The following is an 18,982-nucleotide window of genomic DNA, read 5'->3' as shown; positions in this document are numbered from 1 at the left end:
ATCATACATGGAGGATGGCGTGCGCTTGCTGGAGTTGGCACGCAACGCCCGCCAACTGTTTGTCCGGCAGGCCCCCGGTGAGAAGAAACGGCTTCTGAATCTGCTGCTGTCGCACTGCACGTGGGAACACGGCGAGATTCGCGCTGTATTTCGGCAACCATTTGATTTGCTTGTGGAAACCACTGGGGCTCTATCTTCGGAGCAAGCCTCGGGAACCGTCTTGTCTAAAGGGCATCCAGTTTGACTGGGATTCCTGGAAGCTTTTCGAACTTTCTGCGTCGCGCGTCAGCCTGAATTGCGGTTGCTTATGGACAAGTGGGACACTAGATTCGGTTTTTGGATAGCTTTGAAGGCAGCGACTTCTGGCACATGCGCCAGATAGCGCGTCGGCACGAACTTCCAAGCGTGCTACCTTTGAACGACAGCTTTGCGCCTCATGCCGGCCGTTGAGCAGACTTAGCCGCATCCCAAAAGCAGACATCCGAGCACACAGGCGAGGCGGCACGTTTGCACTAGTAGCGAAGGCGGAGCCAAGGCAGCTTTTGACCCAAGTGGACATTTCGCTTTTCGGTGATGTCGAAAGGTTAGATCCTTGGCATGCCTATGGGCCGCAGTGTTCGCTTCTGGGCGGCAATGCGGAACGGAGCGTTTGCCGCCCCATAGCCGCGATAGCCGCGACGCTCGACGATCTCGAAGAAGAAACCTTCGCCGTAGGTCTGGCTGTAGAGCTGGAAATAGTCACCGCCCTCATCCCGATCGAAGAGGATGTTTCGGGCCCGCAACCGGTTTGTAAATTCCGGTTCGAGCCCGAGGCGTGCTTCGAGATCGTCGTAGTAGTTCGGGGAAATCTCCAACCCTTTGAAGCCGAGCTCGGTCAGGCGGTCGGCGGTCTGGAAGATATCGCGGCTGGAGAAGGCCAGATGCTGCACGCCCGAGCCGAAACTCTCAGCGATAAAATGGCCGGCCAGCGTCCTGCGGTTCTCCGCACCGTTCAAAGTAAGCCTAAGCCCGCCATCATCGCTCTCCACGACCTGGCTGCGCACGACGCCGGCCGGATCGATCACATCCACCATGGGCAATTTTTTTGTCCTGAAGATCGATGTGTAAAAAAGCAGCCAGGTCAACATCTCCTCATAGTTCATTGATTGAGCGAGGTGGTCGATTGCCATCAGCCCGGCGTCGTCGCCGGCGTCGTTGACCGGTTCGAATTCGATCTCCCAGACGTTAGCCAACTCGCTCTTGCCGTCGATGAAGTAGATCACGCCGCCTCCGACCCCGCGTATTGCCGGTATCGCCAGCTCATCGGGACCATGGCGCTGTTCAAAGGGCTCGGCGCCCAATGCGCGAGCGCGGGCCACGGTTGCGGCCGCGTCGTCGACCTTCAGGCCGAACGCATAGGCAGAAGCGCCGTGAACGAGGTACGAGGAGTGCGCCAGCCCTTCCTTTTCGGTGTTGACGACAATGTTGATGGCGCCCTGGCGAAGCAGCACCACGTCCTTGTTCTTGTGGCGACCGACCAGCGAGAACCCCATGGCACGCAGCAGCAGCACCAACTCTTCAGCCTCGGTCTCGTTTGCAGCGAACTCGACGAACTCGACGCCGCTGACCGCGACACGTTCCGGCAAAGCCGGAATGTCGATCGTGATGTCCGGCTCGGCGCGCGCAACCTGGTCCATGAGGTAGATCAGGGACCTGTGGCCATCGACCGCGATAGACCTGGGCGATCCGCCGCGGAACTGGTCGTTGAATATTTCGAGCGACAACGGCCCGTCGTAGCCGGTTGCCGCGACCGCTCGCATGAAGTCGACCACCGGCAGGTCACCTTCGCCCGGCATGTTGCGGAAATGGCGGCTCCAGTACAGCAGGTCCATGTCGATCAGCGGAGCGTCGGCAAGCTGGACGATGAAAATGCGATCGCCGGGGATGGCGCGGATCGTCTCCACATCCACCCGTCGGGCCAAGGTGTGGAAGGAGTCAAGGATCAGTCCGATGTTGAGATGGTTCGCCCGCCTGACGATCTCCCATGCGTCGCGATGGTCGCCGATATGCCGCCCCCAGGCGAGCGCCTCGTAGCCGACGCGCAGGCCCCGTTTCGCCGCCAACTCACCGAGTGCATGGAAATCGTCGGCGGCACGGTCGATGCCGCCGAGTGCGGCGGGCGAGACGTTGGAACAAACAAGCATGAGATCGGTACCCAGCTCGCCCATCAGATCGAACTTGCGTTCCGCTCGATCGAAGGCACGCGAACGTTGCGGTTCTGGCATTCCTTCGAAATCGCGGAAAGGCTGGAAGAGGGTGATCTCCAAACCGTGGTCCCTGATCATCCGCCCGACTTCGGCAGGACTGCCGTCGTAAGCAAGAAAGTCATTCTCGAATATTTCCACGCCGTCGAAGCCGGCCGCGGCGATGGCCGCGAGCTTCTCGCGGAGGTCACCGCTGATCGAGACGGTGGCGATCGAGGTTTTCATCGCCGAGGTCCAAGCCATGCTCCTTGGACTTGGCCAAGTCCAAGGAGCAGATAGGATCGGTAAGCTGACGTTCCTGCTCGCATCAAAGAAGCGCGATGACGCGGGTGGGCCCGCCGGTCGCGCCTTTCACCTTGGGAATCCCGAGGAAGAGACGCGCTCCGGATTCAGGGATTGCGTCGAGATTCGCCAGGCATTCCACGCCCCAACGACCGCTGCCCAACCATTCGTAGTGGACGGGAAACGCTCCGCTCGAGTTAAGCCCTGTGTCCAGTGAAAGCGTGTCGACGCCGATCCCCTTCACCTTTCGCTCGCCAATTAGGAACTGCGCGGTCTCGACATGAAAACCGGGGGTGTGATTTCTCTTCTCATTGTCGTTGCCGGTGAACTTCGGGTCGCCCACCAGCTTGTGCCATCCCGAGTTCATCACCACGCAACAGCCTTCCGGGAGTGGTCCGTTCTTTGTCTCCCACGCCTTGATGTCCTCCGGCGTGAGCGATGTGTCCGCGTTCTCGGCGGCGCGCGCCGCGATGTTGATGACGGCGACAGGGACGATCAGATCAGAGATCGGGATCATGTCGGCCGTCAAACCGTCGGCGGAGAAGTGGATAGGCGCGTCCATATGGGTGCCGCTGTGCTCGACGATCGTCCAACGATTGAGGTTCACCTTGTCCTTGGAGAAGGTAACGAGATGCTCAACCGTGAACCATTTCTCGCCGCTGAAGGTTGGAAACCCTTCATAGAGCGCGTGAGAGAGGTCGACCGTGTCGGTAAAACTCGTCGTCGCCGCCTCGGCTCGCGGCACGGTTGGAAGCGCGGCTGCCGCTGCAGCGCCAAGGCCGAGCGTAAATCCGGCTTTCAGAAGGCCTCTGCGAGAGGCGTTTTCGCAGATCGAATGTAGGCATCCTGGAGGACACATGTGGCTTTCCTTCCCTTCGTTGTTAAGTCCAGTCAAAACTTGAAACGACTATTGTACTAACCAGTTCGTTCATTCTTGCGGCGAGTGGTGCCTGGTAGATCGCCGACCATCGCTATTCGTCGGCCAACTCCCTCAATGATTTCACGGCGGTGGCATATCCCCGAGGCCCGAGGCCGGCGATGACCGCGGTCGCGATCTTCGACACAAGCGATCGGTGGTAGATCTCCTCGCGCCTATGAATATTCGAGATGTGAAGCTCGATGATCGGCCCGGAAAACATCTTCAGCGCGTCGAGGATCGCAATCGACGTGAAGGAGAAACCGGCCGGGTTGATGACAATCCCGGCTCCCTCGTCGATCGCTTCGTGGATCCAGTCGATGATCTGGGCTTCGCTGTTCGACTGATGGAAGCGGACGGGCGTGTCGCCGGCCGCATCGCGGCAGAAGGCCTCGATCTCGGCCAGCGTCGTCGTGCCGTAGATTTCCGGCTCGCGCTTGCCGAGCCGATTCAGATTCGGGCCGTTGATCACGTAGATTGGCTTCGCCATGACGGCTCCTTTGTCTTCGATCAGCCCTGGTAGCCCAGCAGGCGGGGCAGCCAGAGCACGAGTTCGGGGAAAAAAGTGATGAGAGCCAGCGAGGCGATCATCGCCCACAGGAACGGAAGTACGTCGCGGACGATGTCCTTGAGCGGCACCTCGGCGATCCTCGTCATGATGAACAGCAGCAGACCGTATGGCGGCGTCACCAGGCCGAGCATGATGTTGACCACCACCATCACCCCGAAATGCACCATGTCGATGCCGAGCGCGCGCGCCGTCGGGATAAGGACGGGCACGATCACGAGGAGAATCGTGGTGCCTTCGAGCACGCAGCCGAGCAGCAGCAGCAGGATATTGACCAGGATCAGGAAGCCGATCGGCGAAAGATCCCAGCTTGTGAGAACGGCCTTGATCGATTCAGGGATGTTTTCGACGGTGACTACATAATTGAAGACCAGGGCGCCGGCGATCAGCATGCCGATCGAGGCCGAGGTGCGCGCGCTGGCCAGCACGGAATGGTAGAAGTTGGCGAAGCTGACACTGCGGTAAAGCACGACTGAGATGACCAGAGCATAGGCCGCGGCCACGGCCGCCGCTTCGGTTGGCGTGGTGGCGCCGGTGTAAATACCGCCGAGCAGGACGACCGGCATCATAAGCGAGGGGAAGGCACGCCAGGTAACGCCCGGCAGTTCGCGCAGCGGTGTCGGCGCTTCGACCGGAAAGTTGTTGCGCTGCGCCTGGTATGCCACGATCCCCATCTGCGCCGCCGCCATCAGCAGGCCGGGGATGACGCCGCCGAGGAACAGGTAGCCGATCGAGGCGTCGGACACGAGCGCATAGATGACCATGGGGATCGACGGCGGGATGATCGGCCCGATGACCGCGGTCACGGCCGTCAGCGCCGCGGCGTAGCTCGGCGTGTACTTGCCGTCCTTGGTCATCATCATCTGCATCATCTTGCCGGTGCCGGCTGCATCGGCGATGGCCGATCCCGACATGCCCGCAAAGATGATGCTCTGGACGACGTTGACGTAGGCGAGACCGCCCCGGAACCGGCCGACCACGGCATCGCAGAAGCGCAGCAGGCGCTCGGTCATCGAGCCGATGTTCATCAGCTCCGCAGCCAGGATGAACAGCGGCACGGCGAGGATGATGTAGTTGTTGTACATCCCGTTCAGGAGCTGCTCGGCCGCCGTCCCCATATCGAGCCCTGCCAGCAGCAGATAGAGGATCGAGCCGGCGATCATCGAGTGCCCGATCGGCAGTCCGAGGAAGGCAAGCACGGTGATCGCGACGACCGAGATCGAGAACGGGCTGGCGAGATTCATACGCCCGACCCCGCCTTGGTAGGATCGAACTCCTTTGGCGCCTTGCCGAACACGGCCTGCCAAGACAGCCAGAGGTAGCGGACAATGATAGCCACGACGAACAGGATGTAGATCGAGAACAGCCAGTCGAAGCGGATCTTCAAATAGGCGGTCTTTTCGACCTTCATGAACGTCACGTAGTCGAGCACGGCAGAAAACGAAATCGCGTAGAGCGCGATCAGCGAAGCGGCCGCGATGAGGAACATGATGCGGCGAACGCGCGGTGGGGCCGATGCGTAGAAGAGGTCGAAGCGGATCTCCTCCTCCTCGCGGACAACGAAGGCTGCACCCCACAGCACCAGCCAGATCCACAGGATCACGCTGATTTCGTTGGTCCAGCCGATCGGCATGTTGAGCAGGTAGCGAAAGACGATCTGCAGCAGGAAGGCGGCGAACATTGCGGCCAGCATGACGGCGAGGACGTTCTCGGCGCGCCGGTATAGCCAGCGGCCAAGATTTCGGAGCGAAGGGTTCACGCGGGCTTCTCCGCCTGTGAAAGCCATTTCCAGTATGAGGAGGAGCGGCGCAAGGCAATGCCCGTCGCACCTCCTGGCTTAGAGCGCGTTGATCTTGTCGACCATGCCGGCCGGCCAATCCTTGGCGAGGTCCGACGACAGGTATTTCTCCTGAGCGTATTTGCGGAACGCGGCGATGTCGGGCTCGTAGAGCTTGAGGCCCTTGCCCTTGAACAGCTCGACCAGTTCCTTCTCGCGCGCAAGGTGCTTCTGCGTGCTGAATTCGATGGCGGCGTCGGCGGCGGCCTGGAACTTCGCCTGCTTGTCCGCGCCCATGTCATCCCACACCTTCTTCGACACGGTCAGCAGATCGAAGCCGACCAGGTGCGAGGTCAGCACGATCTGCGACATGACCTCGTAGAACTTCATGTTCTCGACGTTCGGCAGCGGATTGTCCTGGCCGTCGATCGCACCAGTCTGCAGCCCGGTGTAGACCTCGGCGTAAGCCATCGCGACGGGATTGGCCCCGAGCGCGGTGCCGAGAAACTGCCAGGCGTCACCGCCCGGCATGCGCAGCTTGATGCCCGCCATGTCGGCCGGCGTGGTGATCTTCTTGTCCGGCTTGAGGCCGATCTGCCGGGCGCCGAAATAGGTTGGCCCGAGCACGCGCACGCCAAGCTGGTCCTCGGTCATCTTCTTCATCTCTGCGCCGAGATCGCCGGCGAAGAAGGTTTTCAAATGCGCGGCGTCGCGGAACAAATAGGCGGCGGTGACGATCGACCATGCCGGGATCTGCTTGGAAATATCCTGCGGTGCGATGTTGCCCATCTCGAGATTGCCGCGCTGCAGGGCAACGAGTTCGGTACCCTGCTTGAACAGATTGCCGCCGTAGTAGCCCTCAAAGACGAAGTCATCCTTGGTCGAGTCGGCGAACATTTTCATCATGTCGGCGCGGATGTCCTGTTCGGAGAACACGGCCGAGAAGCGCAGCTTCGGCTTGTCCTGGGCGAGTGCCGGAAAGGCTGCCGTCGTGGCGAACGCGCCCGCCCCGACCAGGAGTTCCCTGCGTGTGGCATTGATAGTCATGGTCTTTCCTCCCTATTGGCTATTGTCCAAGTCCTGTGTCGGCCGGATCACGGACTCTCCCAAAGGCGGAAAACGCCGCCTTCATCCGTTCAACATCGGGCGCAAGTCCGGTGAAAAGTTCAAAAGCCCGCACGGCCTGGAACACGGCCATTCCCTCGCCACTGAGCGTGCGGCAGCCCCGTTGCCGTGCCTGCCTGAGCAGTTCCGTTTCGAGCGGCAGGTAGACGATGTCGGCGACCCAGCACTCCGGTCGCAACAGATCGGCGGCGATCGGCATGCCAGGCACCTTTTCCATCCCGACCGGCGTCGCGTTGACGATGCCGTCTGCGCGAGCCGAGGCCTCAGCGAGGTCCGAGACGACCTCCACCTTTTGCGTGCGGCCGGCCGACCTGAGCCGCGACGCCAGCGCTTCGGCCCGATCAACCTGCAAGTCGGTCACCAGCAGCGTCTCGACACCGCTTTCGAACAAGGCTTGGGCCACGGCGGCACCGGCGCCGCCGGCTCCCAGCAGGAGCACCTTCCGACGCTTCTCTCCGGCCAGCCCGTGGCGAAAATTCTCCTTGAACCCCCATTTGTCGGTGTTGTGGCCGATGCGCCGGCCGCCCCGGAACACCACGGTGTTGACCGAGCCAAGGATCTCGGCCGCCTCGGAAAGCTCATCGAGCAGCGGGATGATTTCCTGTTTGTAGGGGAACGTGACGTTGAAGCCGGTAAAGCCGAAGTGCCCGGCAAAGGCGATGAGATCGGCCAAAGGCGGGGCAGTCTCACCCATCGTTTCGGTATCGAGCAGCGTATAAACGCAGGAGAGTCCCTGGGCACGGCCTTCCGCCTCGTGCATCGCGGGCGTCCGGGACAGCTGAATTCCGCGCCCAAGCAAGCCGACCAATATGCGGCGCGAACTGGGAGGCGTCTCCCATTTCTCCGCAGTGGTGGTGGCCAACGAGGCCAAGCGATCCTCCCAAATCGAACTGGAGGCAACTTTGTACCATTCAGTTAATTTCGTCAACAACTTTGTACCATTCGGTTAATTTGCTAGACTCAGGTGCTGGTGTCACGATTGCGAGGAGCGGACATGAGTGATGAGATGGTGCTGAACGAGAAGGTGGCAGCGGGCGGCCGCAGCGGGTGGAAGCAGGATCCCGCCGGCGTTCAAAAGAACATACTCGCGGTGGCGATGACCGAGTTTGCCGCAAACGGCCTGTCGGGCGCGCGCATCGACGAGATCGCGGCAAAGACGCATACGTCAAAGCGGATGATCTACTACTATTTCGGCGACAAGGAACGGCTCTACGGCCGCGTCCTCGAGGAAGCCTACCGGCAGGTGCGAACGGGCGAGGAGGAGCTGGAGCTTGATCATCTGTCGCCGGTCGAGGCACTCAAGCGGCTCGCCGAGTTCACCTTCGATCATCACAGCCGCCATCCGGATTTCATCAGGATCGTGATGATCGAAAACGTCCATCATGGCGTGTATCTAGAACAATCAGAGCTGATCAGGCTGTTGAATGCAGGGGCAATTCAAAAGCTTGAGGCGATCTGCCGGCGCGGGCGTGCGGATGGCCTTTTTCGTGAAGACGTGTCCCCTCTCGAACTGCACTGGCACATCAGCGCGTCGAGCTTCTTCAACGTCTCCAACCATGCCACCTTCTCACGCATTTTTGGCAGCACGCTCTACACTGTGGACGGGCAGCGCTCGCTGCGAGAGCATTTGGTGGAAATGGTCGTCGGCCTTGCGCTGAAACCCGGCCATCCGAAAGGGCGCACTCGTGGAGCGGCACGCCCCTGATCGTCGTGCTTCCCGATATTCAGCTTTGAGAGCTGAGAGGCTGTTGCGGGCCTGCTGCAGACCTTGTCCCACTGGCCTGCACGTCCTCTTATCGTTCTTCGGACGCCAAGAGCCGCCGGTCCGCTTTCGGCCCCTAGTGGTCATTCGGTCCAATCGCCTCAGGATGGGTACGGCTCACGCGACCGCCTGTTTTTAGCGTCTCACGACAGCCGTGCTTCCCCTAACAATCAGCCTAATGGCCAGTTCCTGTTGTCTGAGATGCAGTCGCTGCGATGGTGAGGCCAGGATGTAGTCGGCGGCAATCCGGCCCATGTCGCGCGCGGGCACCTCCAGTGTGGTCAGTTCGGGCGAGGTCAATTCTGCAATCTCCAGATTGTCGAATCCGACAACCGAAACCTCTTGCGGGACTGCGATGCCTTCGGCGTGGCAGTACTTGATGGCGCCGGCGGCGAGAATATCACTCCCACAAAATACCGCAGTAGGCCTCCTGGCGTCGCCCATCAGCCGCTGCATGCAGGTGCGGCCGTCATCCAACCTGTAGGCTCCCTCGACGACCGGAACCATGCGTCGATCGATGCCTGATTGTTCGAGTTCAATCAAGAAACCGTCGCGGCGGCCGGCCGCGCGATCATTGTCCTGGGTGATGCCGGCGATCATCGCGAATTTGGTGTGGCCGAGGTCGAGGAGGTAACGGGCGGCCGTTCGCCCTGCCTTTTCGTTGTCGAACCCCACGGCTGCACCGGCCTCTGTCGCCTTTGACGTGTAGGTGTACACATAGTTGATGCGCTTCTGTTCGAACATGGCCAGAGTGGCTGGCCGGTGCGTTGACCCGACAAGCACCACCGATTCGACCCCGCGCTCGACCAGTAGACGTGCCTGCTCGTACTCAAGATCGATGTCGTACCCCGAGGTGTTGATGATGAGCGAAACGTCTTTTTCGGAAAGCCGCGCCTGAAGTCCATCGACCATCGTGGCATAGATAGCGTGGTCCAATGTGGGGATGATCGCGCCGACCAACCTTGTCCGGGTCGACCGCAGCGCCCTGGCGGAACCATTGGGCACATAGCCGAGATCGCGCGCCGCCCGGACAACACGATCCCGCACGACCTCGTTCACGTTGGGATTGCCGTTGAGCACGCGGGAGACGGTGGCCGGCGAGCAGTTAGCAAGCCTGGCCACGTCAATCAGCTTTGCGCCGCCATCCTCGATATCCATTGAGCCTCGAATCCGACGGTTTTTGAGAAACCGTTTTCCAGATGACACATTTCTTTTCTGAACGCTACATCATCTTTCTTGGAGAAAGCCTTTCAAATTGGGCTTGACAGCGATGAGAAAAGGCGTGAAAACGATTTCACAAATGCGCAACTCATAGCGCAGAAACAAGGGAAGAGAAATGCTCAGCGGCATCAAAGTCGTCAGCTTCTGCCATTTTCTGCAGGGTCCTGCGGGGGCTCAATATCTCGCCGACATGGGCGCAGATGTCGTCAAGGTCGAACCCATTGATGGCGCCCATGAACGCCGCTGGTCGGGTGCGGACGTCTATGTGGAAGGGATCAGTGGCTTCTATCTCTGCGCCAACCGCAACAAGCGCTCCATCGGCATTGACCTGAAGAGCACCGAAGGCAAGCAGGTCGCCCGCCGCCTGATCGCCGGCGCCGATGTGGTGATGGAGAATTTCCGGCCCGGTGTATTCGCCAAGCTCGGCTTTGACGATGATGCGCTCCGGGACATCAATCCCAATCTGATTTTTGCGTCGGCGAGCGGTTTTGGCGCGACAGGCCCGATGGCGCTGAAGCCTGGCCAGGATCTTCTTGCCCAGGCGCGTTCGGGCCTCATGAGCGTCACCGGAACCCCGCAGCGCGGCCCCACGCCGGTAGGGGCAGCAATTGTCGATCAGCATGGCGGTGCATTGCTTGCAATGGGCATCCTGGGTGCGCTGGTGCGCCGCCTGCGCGACGGCAAAGGTACGCGCGTCGAGGCAAGCCTGATCAACTCAGCGATCGACCTTCAGGGCGAGGCGCTGGTCAATTACTTCGCCGGCGGCATGACTCGCGAGGTGCTGAACCGCGAGGCGAATCTGGCGACGTGGTTCCATGCCGCGCCCTACGGTGTCTATCCTGCTACCGATGGCCACGTGGTGGTGTCGCTGTGTGATGCATCCGTGCTGGCCGAAGCGCTCGACAGCGAAGGGCTTCGCGAGGTAGCCGGTGTCGACCGCTACGTTAAACGCGACGACTATGCTCGCCGGCTGGCCAGTGCCACGGCCCAGTTCGCGGTGGCCGAACTCGCCGAGCGCTTTGACCGCCATGGCATCTGGTGGGCGCCCATCAATTACTATGACGATCTGCTGGCCGACGCGCAGCTCAGCCACGCGCAAGTGTTCCGGCAGGTGAACGTGCGCGGCCGAACGATCCACCTTATCAACCATCCCAACCGCTACGACGGCGAGGTGCCCGCGCTGCGATACCTCGCTTTGGAGATCGGCGAGCACACGCGCGAGGTTCTGGATGAGCTTGGCTATGCCGATGACGAGGTTCAGCGCCTGCTGGCGTCGAAGGCTGTGGTCGCTTCCCGCGAAAAGGGCGATGACATGGAACGGAAGGCTTCGTGATGCTGGACCAAGCCCCTTCCTCTGCAGTTTCCTCCGCGATGCCTGAAAAGCCGGCATCCCTCAACCGCGGACTTGCCATTGTGACGGGCGGCCGTCGCGGCATCGGGCGGGCCATCTGTTGTGAACTCGCGCAGGCGGGTTTCGATATCGCTGTAGTCGACATAGTCGACGACGAGAATGCCAGCGAGACCGTCAACCTTGCCCGCACGCACGGACGAAATGCCGCCTTTTATCGCAAGGACATATCCGAGACCTCGGACAATGCGGCGTTCATAGAGCGCATCGAAGCCGATCTAGGGGGAACCACTTGCCTGGTCAACAACGCCGGCGTCCAGGTTTCCGTGCGCGGCGATCTTCTCGATGTTACCGAGGAGAGCTTCGACCGGCTCGTCGGCATCAATCTGCGCGGCACGTTCTTCTTCACCCAGGCCGTAGCCCGCGCGATGATTTCCCGGCCGCAAGCCCGGCTCGAACGGTCGGTGGTGACGATCACCTCTGCGAACGCGGGGTTAGTCTCTCCGGAAAAGGGGCCGTACTGCATATCCAAGGCCGGACTTTCGATGGCTTCCCAGCAGTTCGCCATTCGTCTGGCGGATGCAGGCATCCGGGTACACGAGATTCGCCCAGGCCTGATCCAGACCGACATGACCGCCGATGTCTACGATAAGTATTCGGGGCAGGTCGAGGCCGGACAACTCTCGGCAATCAGGCGGTGGGGGCAGCCCGAAGACATCGCCCGCGGCGTGGCGACGTTGGCCGTCGGCGGCATGCCCTTCAGCACCGGGGATATCTACCACATCGGCGGCGGCATGCAGTTGCACCGCCTGTGAGCTTTTTTTGAGGAGCCCAGAAAACGATTTCTCGGTTTGGGAGACGACGTGATGAAGGATGCAGTTCTCGAAATGCGCGGCATCCACAAGCGCTTTCCGGGCGTGTATGCGCTGAACAATGTCAGCTTCGCCGTCAGCAGGGGAAGCGTGCACGGCGTCATCGGTGAAAACGGCGCCGGCAAGTCGACATTGATGCGCGTCCTGTCTGGCGCGTTCCTGGCCAACGAGGGTGAAGTGGCCATCGACGGAGATGTGGTGGCGGCGCCGACGCCTGAGCGGATGCTCGAGCTCGGAATCGCGGTCATCTATCAGGAACTCGCCCAGGCTCCGCATCTCACGGTGGCTGAAAACATCTTTATCGGCCGCCTGCCGAAAACGCGTCTGGGCACGATCGACTGGCGCCGGGCCAAAGCCGCAGCTCAGGATGTGCTCGACAGGCTTGGCTTCCGTGTCGATCCGGCAGCGCGCATCGACACGATCAGCGTCGCGCAGCGCCAGATGGTGGAGATAGCCAAGGCGATTGCCCGCGACGCTCGCATCGTGGTGCTCGATGAGCCGTCCGCTGTTCTGGGCGACGTTGAGCTTGAGCATCTTTTCAAGACGATCAGGCGGCTGAGCAGCGAGCACGGCGTTTCGTTCATCTACATCACCCATCGCCTGAAGGAACTCTATGAGATCTGCGACGAGGTCACCGTGCTGCGGGACGGCCAGGTCGTAGCCTCGATGCCGCTTGGCCAGACGACCACAGCCGATCTCATCCGGCATATGGTTGGGCGTGAACTCAAAGACGTGTTTCCACCGCGCTCGCAGCCCGGCGACGAGATTCGCTTAGACGTACGCAACCTGTCGCGGGCCGGCGTGCTGAAGGATATCTCCTTCAATGTTAGGCGCGGCGAGATTGTCGGCATCTGCGGCCTTGCCGGCGCGGGTCGGACCGAGGTGTTGCGCGCCATCGCCGGCGCCGATGCGCTCGACGGCGGCGAAATCAGGATCGACGGCCAATTGGTCGCCATCGACGGACCGCGTCGGGCGCTTGCGCACGGCGTCGGCCTGCTGCCGGAGGATCGCAAGACCGAGGGGCTCTTCCTCGACCAGTCGGTCGCATTCAACGTCACCGTTTCCCAGATGGCGCCGTTGACCCGCGGCGGCCTGATCAGTGGCTGGCGCGAGCACGAGGCTGTCTCCCGGTTCATCCAGCAGATGCGCATCAAGACGCCGAGCCCCAGCGCCAAGGTCCGCACGCTGTCGGGCGGCAATCAGCAGAAATGCGGCATCGCCCGTCAACTGCATGCGGGGACGGAAATCCTTCTGGTCGACGAACCGACGCGCGGCGTCGACGTGGCAGCTAAGCGCGAAATCTACGACCTGCTCGCCGAACTGACATCGAAGCGCGGTGCAAGTGTCTTGATGGTCTCGTCGGAATTGCCAGAAATCCTTGGCCTCTGCAATCGCATCATCGTCATGCGCGAGGGGGCCATTTCGGCGGTTCTCGAGGCCGAGGGCGCGACCGAGGAAACAATCATGGCCCATGCGGTTTGGCAGTGAGGAACGACATGAGCACGCGCAGCTATCAACAATTCATCGGCGGGCGGTTTGTCGACGATTCAGGCTCCGGCTCAATCGAGCGCCGGTCGCCGGCCACAGGTGACCTGGTCGCCCGCTATGCTGATGGCACGCCCGAGGATGTCGATCTTGCCGTCGAGGCGGCGCGCATCGCATTTGAGGAAGGGCCGTGGCCGCGTATGAGCGGCATGGAGCGCGCCGAGGTCCTGAACCGTCTTGCCGATTTGATCCGCATCAATCGCGACAGGCTGGTCAGGATTGAGGTCGAGGAGGTCGGCAAGCCAGTTCGTTTTGCGCGCGGCGATATTGATGGTGCAGCCGGCCTGACACGCTATGCAGCTTCGCTGGCCATGCAGATGGCGGGCCTGACCTACACGAACATCGGCGATGGCAAGACGGCGCTGATCAGCCGCGAAGCAGTGGGCGTCGTGGCACTGGTCACGCCATGGAATTTCCCGGCGCTGATCCTGTCGCAGAAAGTCCCGTTCGCGCTCGCTGCCGGCTGCACTGTGGTGCTGAAGCCATCCGAGTTTACGTCAGGCTCCGCGTTCGAAATCGCCGCGCTTGCGGCGGCGGCAGGCGTGCCGGCCGGCGCCTTCAATGTCGTCAGCGGCTATGGCGCCACCGCCGGCGACCATCTGACCGGGCATCCGGGCGTCGACTTCGTTTCCTTCACCGGTTCGACGCGCACCGGCAGCCGTGTCGTCGGCAACACGTCCCGTCATCTGGTCAAATCCTCGGTCGAACTGGGCGGCAAGTCGGCCAATATCGTCTTTGCCGATGCGGATCTGGAAGCCGCGGCGGATGGCGCGCTGATGGGCGTGTTCTTCAACAATGGCGAGTGCTGCGTTTCGGGGTCACGGCTGTTCGTACAGTCGTCCATCGCTGACGATTTCATCGCCAAGGTGGTGGCGCGCTCCCGCAAGATGAAGGTCGGCAATCCGTTCGACGACGACACCGATGTCGGCGCGCTGATCGACCACAATCATCTGGCCAAGGTGACCGGCTTCGTCAAAAGCGGGATCGAGGAAGGTGCCCAACTGGTACTCGGCGGCGATGTAGCGGCAGGGGCGGTCGGTCATTTTCACGAAGCGACCATTTTCGACCGGGTCGAGCCGCATATGACCATCTTCCGCGAAGAGATCTTTGGCCCGGTGCTCAGCATCACACGGTTCGATACGGTGGATGACGCGGTGCGGTTGGCCAATGATACTGCCTATGGCCTGTCCAACTACATCTGGTCGAAGAATATCGACACGGTCCTGACCGTCGCCAAGCGGTTGAAGAGCGGCTGGGTGCAGGCCAACACAATCATCGACGGCGCCCCGCAACTGCCGCTCACTGGGGTGAAGGGATCCGGCTTCGGCTACGAGATGGGCCAGGCCGGCTTTGAAGAGTTCACCCAACTCAAGACGCTTCTCATTCAGACCGGGCCGCGCGCTCCGGTGTTTCCGGTCTGAGGCGGGTCATGACCATTCCGCGCCTTATCGTCACCGATGTCGACCGCACCTTGCTGACGCACGACCATGTGCTTCCGCAGCGTGTGGCCGACGCTCTGCACGTGGCACGAGAGGCCGGCATCATGATTGTTCTGGCAACGGCGCGCTCGCCGCTCGGGCTAAAGCCCTATGCGGAGAAGCTTGGGATTGCGGGCCTCGCTATCTGCTTCAACGGTGGCTGGATCGGTAATGTCTCGACCGGCGTTGCGCTGTCCGAGCAGCGGATTGGCCGCACCGATGCGCTACACACCATGGCTACGGCGCAAGCGGCGGGCGTTCGGCCAATGTGGTTTACCGGTCACGCCATTCACGCACTTGCCGAAGACCCGATCATCGCACGTGAAGCTGGCGTGACCACAGAACCTTTGATCGTGGCGAAGGCGCTGGAAGACATGCCGGGGGAACCGGGCAAGATCATGTGTGTCGCCGCGCAGCCCACAGACCGTGAAGCCTTTGAAGCTCTCCGCGTGCAGCTCGGCGGGTGCCTGTCGGTATCGGGATCGCATCCACGTCTGCTTGAGATCGGTCCGCTCGGCATCTCCAAGAAGACCGCCATTGCAACCGTTGCGGCCGAACTCGGAATGGCCGCGCAGGACTGCGCCGCCGCCGGCGACGCCGAGAATGATCTTGAGATGCTGGCCTGGGCCGGAACGGCAGTCACGGTCGAAAACGCGGTCCCGGAAGCCAAGCGGCTCGCGCATTTCCTTGGGCCGTCCTGCGACAAGGGCGGGCTGGCCGATGCGGTGGCCTGGCTGCTGCAACGGCAATCGACCCTCGCAATGGCAGACGAAACGGGAGGAAGGAATGGCTGAGATGACAGCGGGACAAGGATTGGCGTCGATCCGGCCGGGGTCGGTGGGTCGGTTGCGAGGCTGGGCGCAAAGCCTTAGCCTGCTCTGGGTCCTGATCGTGTTGTGCGCATTCGCGGTGTATCTGTCGCCGAGCTTCATCCAGACCGGCAACATGTTGAATGTCGGCCGCCAGGTGGCGCTGTTTGGCATCGTCAGCGTCGGCATGACCTTCGTCATACTGACACGCGGCATCGATCTCTCCGTTGGATCCATCGTCGGCGTCGTCGCGGTTGCCACAGCGCTGATGCTCTCATCTGGCGTTCCAATCCCGTTGGCGATGATCGCGGCGCTGGGGATGGGAGCCGTGTTCGGCGCCATCAACGGAGCTGGCGTCGTTTTCTTCGGCATGCCGCCCTTCATCATGACCCTCGGCACGCTGGTGATGGGGCGCGGCATTGCCATGACAATTGCCAACGGCGAGCCGAAGACGCTTGGCGATGCTTCGGATGCTTTCTCCTATCTGGGCAGCGGTTTTCTCTTCGGCATTCCCGTACCGATCTGGATATTCGTTGCCATAGCCGCCGCGGCTTTCGTTGTCCTGCGACACACGCCTTTCGGTCGCCAGATCTACGCGGTCGGTTCAAACACCGAGGCGGCGCGGCTTGCCGGCATCAACGTGCCGCGCGTGCTGATGTCGGTCTATGCCATCTCAGGAGTGCTGTCGGCGCTGACCGCCCTGGTTTTTGTATCGCGTCTGACCGTTGGTGAGCCCACCGCTGGCACCAATCTCGAACTCGAGGCCATCTCTATCGTCGTCATCGGCGGCACTAGCCTGTTTGGCGGCGAAGGCGGCGTCATCGGCACCGTGATCGGCGCCGCAATCATAGCTGTCATGGCTAATATATTGAATCTGCTAGGCATATCGCCATTCACGCAGCAGATCGTGAAGGGCGCCATCATCATCGCCGCGGTGATGTTCGAGGTCTACCGTCACAAAAGACGGTCCTGACATCCATGCGCGGCGGCACTTGCCAGACGGGCCGGCCGTCGCGCTTTGGAGCCTGAAATGAAAAACAATGGAGGAGTGAAAAAATGACCAGTCGCAGACATTTCCTACGCACCACAGCACTTGCCGCCAACCTGGTACTGGGCGCCATGATGCCGGGCGCGGTCTTGGCTCAGGACAAGATCAAGATCGGCTTCAGTCAAGGCACCATGAACCATCCTTGGCGCGTCGCCATGGTGGAGGGCAACAAGAAGTATGCGGCCGAGCATTATCCGGATGTCGATCTTATCGTCACTGACGGCAACAACGATGCTTCCAAGCAGGTGGCAGACGTCGAAAGCCTGATCGCACAAGGCATCAAGGTGCTGATGATCTCGCCGCTTACCGAGCAGGCACTGACTCCGGTCGTCAAGGAAGCAATGGACGCCGGGATCAAGGTTGTGACTCTCGACCGCAAGGTCAACACGCCCGTCACCGTTCATGTCGGCGGCGAGAACCTGCCGCTCGGCGTTGGCGCAGGCGAGTTCCTTGCGAAGAAGTTGAATGGCAAGGGCAACATCATCGAGTTGCAGGGGACGGCGGGGGCATCGGCCACCATCGATCGCAACAAGGGGTTTGCGGAAGCGATCGCAAAGCACCCGGACATGAAGGTGGTCGCATCGCAGAACTGTGACTACACCCGCGACAAGGCGGTGAAGTTCATGGAAGACATGGTGCAGCGGTTTGGTCCCGGCCAGATCCAGGCGGTATACGCGCACAATGACGAAATGGCACTCGGCGCTATCCAGGTGCTGGAGGCCGCCGGCCGGCTCAATGAAGTGGCGGTGGTCGGTATCGACGGCCAGGAGACTGCTTTCGAGGCGGTCAAACAGGGCAAGCTCGCCGCAACCTTCGTTTATCCGTTCGTGGCGCCCGAAGGGATCGAGACCGCTTACAAGGTGGCCAAGGGTGAAGAGGTCCCGGAGACGATCACCTTGCCAACGGTCTCAGTGACCCCGGACAACATCGCCGACATGATCGGCAAGGGCTTCTAAGTCCTCCCTGGGCAACGGGACGCCGCACTGGCGCGGCGTCCCGAAATTTCAAATAGGAACTGGATGATGAGCGACAAGAAACCGTTTGCGGCCCATGGGGTCATTCCCGCCTGCCTGATGCCGTTCACCGCCGATCTGGCTGTCGACGAGAGCGCCTACCGCAAGCACCTCGCTGATGTCTCGTCAGTCGACGGCATTTCCGGCATCACCATCAATGGTCATGCGGCCGAAGTGCATGCCCTCACCATCGACGAACAATACCGCGCGATCGTGGTAACCAAGGATGTGCTGCTGGACCAGGTTCCGACCATTGTCGGCGTCTATACAAACTCCAGCCTTGAGGCCGCGCGCATCGCCGCTTACGCGGAGCGGGAGGGTGCCGACGCGCTGCTGGTTTTCCCGCCGGACTTCATGACTCTCGGTGGGCACTTGCGGCCAGAGATGATCGTCGAGCATCTCAAGCGCATCACCGATGCGTCCAACCTGCCGATCATTCTGTTTCAGTATCCACTGGCATCGAACCTTGCCTACCCACTGCCGACGTTGCTCGAACTCTGCCGCCGCTTTCCTTCGATCGTCGCGATCAAGGACCAGTGCGGCGACGGCAATTTGCATGAACGCCAGATCCGCGAATTGAAAGCCCTAGACCGTCCGGTCAACACCCTCACCACCCACAGCGCCTGGCTGCTCGGTTCGCTGGCGCTTGGCTGCGACGGGCTCCTGTCAGGTGCCGGCAGCGTCATCGCCAGCCTTCAGGTTGCGCTATTCCGCGCGGTGCAGGCAAACGATCTCAAGACTGCCAAGGCGATCAACGACCGCATCTACCCGACGGTCCGGGCCTTTTATGACGCGCCGCTTCTCGATATGCACAATCGCATGAAAGAGGCGCTGGTGCTGCTCGGTCGACTGGACGAAGCTCATGTCCGGCCTCCACTGATGAAGCCAAGCCCCGCCGAGATCGAGAAGATCCGGGGACTGCTGGCTGCTGCCGAATTGAGCGCGGAGACGCTTTACAGGAAGGTCGCCTAGTCG

Annotated in this window: 18 protein-coding genes; 10 read left to right on the top strand and 8 right to left on the bottom strand. The window is 61.3% G+C overall.

Going from position 1 to position 18,982, the window contains the following annotated elements:
- Positions 1 to 7 precede the first annotated feature (7 nt).
- The gene (locus ACFX5Q_RS16840) at positions 8 to 244 is read left to right on the top strand and encodes a hypothetical protein (RefSeq protein ID WP_192259904.1); all 237 of its coding nucleotides are present in this window, start codon (positions 8 to 10) and stop codon (positions 242 to 244) included.
- A 340-nt stretch (positions 245 to 584) separates the two neighbouring features.
- On the opposite strand, the gene ACFX5Q_RS16835 is transcribed toward ACFX5Q_RS16840, so the two are convergent.
- The 7 genes from ACFX5Q_RS16835 to ACFX5Q_RS16805 all read right to left on the bottom strand — a co-directional run bounded on the left by ACFX5Q_RS16835 (position 585) and on the right by ACFX5Q_RS16805 (position 7,719).
- On the bottom strand, positions 585 to 2,468 hold the full coding sequence (locus ACFX5Q_RS16835; RefSeq protein WP_404279755.1) for a bifunctional sugar phosphate isomerase/epimerase/4-hydroxyphenylpyruvate dioxygenase family protein: 1,884 nt from the start codon (positions 2,466 to 2,468) through the stop codon (positions 585 to 587).
- Positions 2,469 to 2,550: 82 nt separating this feature from the next.
- A complete protein-coding gene (locus tag ACFX5Q_RS16830; RefSeq protein ID WP_404279753.1) occupies positions 2,551 to 3,270 on the bottom strand; it encodes a cyclase family protein in 720 nt (239 codons plus the stop codon).
- 226 nt (positions 3,271 to 3,496) lie between these two features.
- Positions 3,497 to 3,931, bottom strand: a complete 435-nt coding sequence (locus ACFX5Q_RS16825) for a type II 3-dehydroquinate dehydratase (RefSeq protein ID WP_404279751.1) — start codon at positions 3,929 to 3,931, stop codon at positions 3,497 to 3,499.
- A 20-nt stretch (positions 3,932 to 3,951) separates the two neighbouring features.
- Positions 3,952 to 5,253 carry a TRAP transporter large permease gene (locus ACFX5Q_RS16820; protein WP_404279749.1) on the bottom strand — a complete coding sequence of 434 codons (1,302 nt, stop codon included), beginning with the start codon at positions 5,251 to 5,253 and terminating at the stop codon, positions 3,952 to 3,954.
- A complete protein-coding gene (locus ACFX5Q_RS16815) occupies positions 5,250 to 5,768 on the bottom strand; it encodes a TRAP transporter small permease (protein ID WP_404279747.1) in 519 nt (172 codons plus the stop codon). Before ACFX5Q_RS16815 ends, ACFX5Q_RS16820 begins: the two co-directional genes overlap by 4 nt.
- Positions 5,769 to 5,846: 78 nt before the next feature.
- Positions 5,847 to 6,833, bottom strand: coding sequence for a TRAP transporter substrate-binding protein DctP (gene dctP / locus ACFX5Q_RS16810; RefSeq protein WP_404279745.1), 987 nt, complete (start codon positions 6,831 to 6,833; stop codon positions 5,847 to 5,849).
- Between the two features lie 19 nt (positions 6,834 to 6,852).
- Positions 6,853 to 7,719 (bottom strand): shikimate dehydrogenase, encoded by an 867-nt coding sequence (locus tag ACFX5Q_RS16805; RefSeq protein WP_404279968.1) that lies wholly within the window; start codon positions 7,717 to 7,719, stop codon positions 6,853 to 6,855.
- A gap of 198 nt (positions 7,720 to 7,917) precedes the next feature.
- On the opposite strand from ACFX5Q_RS16805, the gene ACFX5Q_RS16800 reads away from it, so the two are divergent.
- Complete coding sequence (locus tag ACFX5Q_RS16800) at positions 7,918 to 8,616, top strand: TetR/AcrR family transcriptional regulator (protein ID WP_404279743.1); 699 nt, start codon at positions 7,918 to 7,920, stop codon at positions 8,614 to 8,616.
- 192 nt (positions 8,617 to 8,808) lie between these two features.
- Here ACFX5Q_RS16800 and ACFX5Q_RS16795 read toward each other — a convergent pair whose 3' ends face one another.
- A complete protein-coding gene (locus tag ACFX5Q_RS16795; protein ID WP_404279741.1) occupies positions 8,809 to 9,831 on the bottom strand; it encodes a LacI family DNA-binding transcriptional regulator in 1,023 nt (340 codons plus the stop codon).
- Between the two features lie 178 nt (positions 9,832 to 10,009).
- Here ACFX5Q_RS16795 and ACFX5Q_RS16790 point away from each other — a divergent pair, with 178 nt between their 5' ends.
- The 8 genes from ACFX5Q_RS16790 (at position 10,010) to ACFX5Q_RS16755 (ending at position 18,979) form a co-directional block, all read left to right on the top strand.
- A complete protein-coding gene (locus ACFX5Q_RS16790) occupies positions 10,010 to 11,227 on the top strand; it encodes a CaiB/BaiF CoA-transferase family protein (protein WP_192259886.1) in 1,218 nt (405 codons plus the stop codon).
- Entirely contained in the window at positions 11,227 to 12,057 is an 831-nt protein-coding gene (locus ACFX5Q_RS16785; RefSeq protein WP_404279739.1) for a 3-ketoacyl-ACP reductase, read from the top strand. The genes ACFX5Q_RS16790 and ACFX5Q_RS16785 overlap by 1 nt, the downstream gene beginning before the upstream one ends.
- Positions 12,058 to 12,108: 51 nt before the next feature.
- Positions 12,109 to 13,602, top strand: coding sequence for a sugar ABC transporter ATP-binding protein (locus ACFX5Q_RS16780; protein ID WP_404279738.1), 1,494 nt, complete (start codon positions 12,109 to 12,111; stop codon positions 13,600 to 13,602).
- Between the two features lie 8 nt (positions 13,603 to 13,610).
- Entirely contained in the window at positions 13,611 to 15,080 is a 1,470-nt protein-coding gene (locus tag ACFX5Q_RS16775) for an aldehyde dehydrogenase family protein (protein WP_192259880.1), read from the top strand.
- A gap of 8 nt (positions 15,081 to 15,088) precedes the next feature.
- A complete protein-coding gene (locus tag ACFX5Q_RS16770; protein WP_404279736.1) occupies positions 15,089 to 15,931 on the top strand; it encodes a Cof-type HAD-IIB family hydrolase in 843 nt (280 codons plus the stop codon).
- Positions 15,924 to 16,919 carry an ABC transporter permease gene (locus ACFX5Q_RS16765; protein WP_192259876.1) on the top strand — a complete coding sequence of 332 codons (996 nt, stop codon included), beginning with the start codon at positions 15,924 to 15,926 and terminating at the stop codon, positions 16,917 to 16,919. The genes ACFX5Q_RS16770 and ACFX5Q_RS16765 overlap by 8 nt, the downstream gene beginning before the upstream one ends.
- 83 nt (positions 16,920 to 17,002) lie before the next feature.
- On the top strand, positions 17,003 to 17,950 hold the full coding sequence (locus tag ACFX5Q_RS16760) for a substrate-binding domain-containing protein (RefSeq protein ID WP_404279733.1): 948 nt from the start codon (positions 17,003 to 17,005) through the stop codon (positions 17,948 to 17,950).
- Between the two features lie 63 nt (positions 17,951 to 18,013).
- The gene (locus tag ACFX5Q_RS16755) at positions 18,014 to 18,979 is read left to right on the top strand and encodes a dihydrodipicolinate synthase family protein (protein WP_404279731.1); all 966 of its coding nucleotides are present in this window, start codon (positions 18,014 to 18,016) and stop codon (positions 18,977 to 18,979) included.
- Positions 18,980 to 18,982: the final 3 nt, after the last annotated feature.

The organism is Mesorhizobium sp. IMUNJ 23033, assembly GCF_044778005.1.
GTDB classification, from domain to species: Bacteria; Pseudomonadota; Alphaproteobacteria; order Rhizobiales; family Rhizobiaceae; genus Mesorhizobium; species Mesorhizobium amorphae_A.
This window is presented reverse-complemented; position numbering and strand designations above follow the sequence as displayed.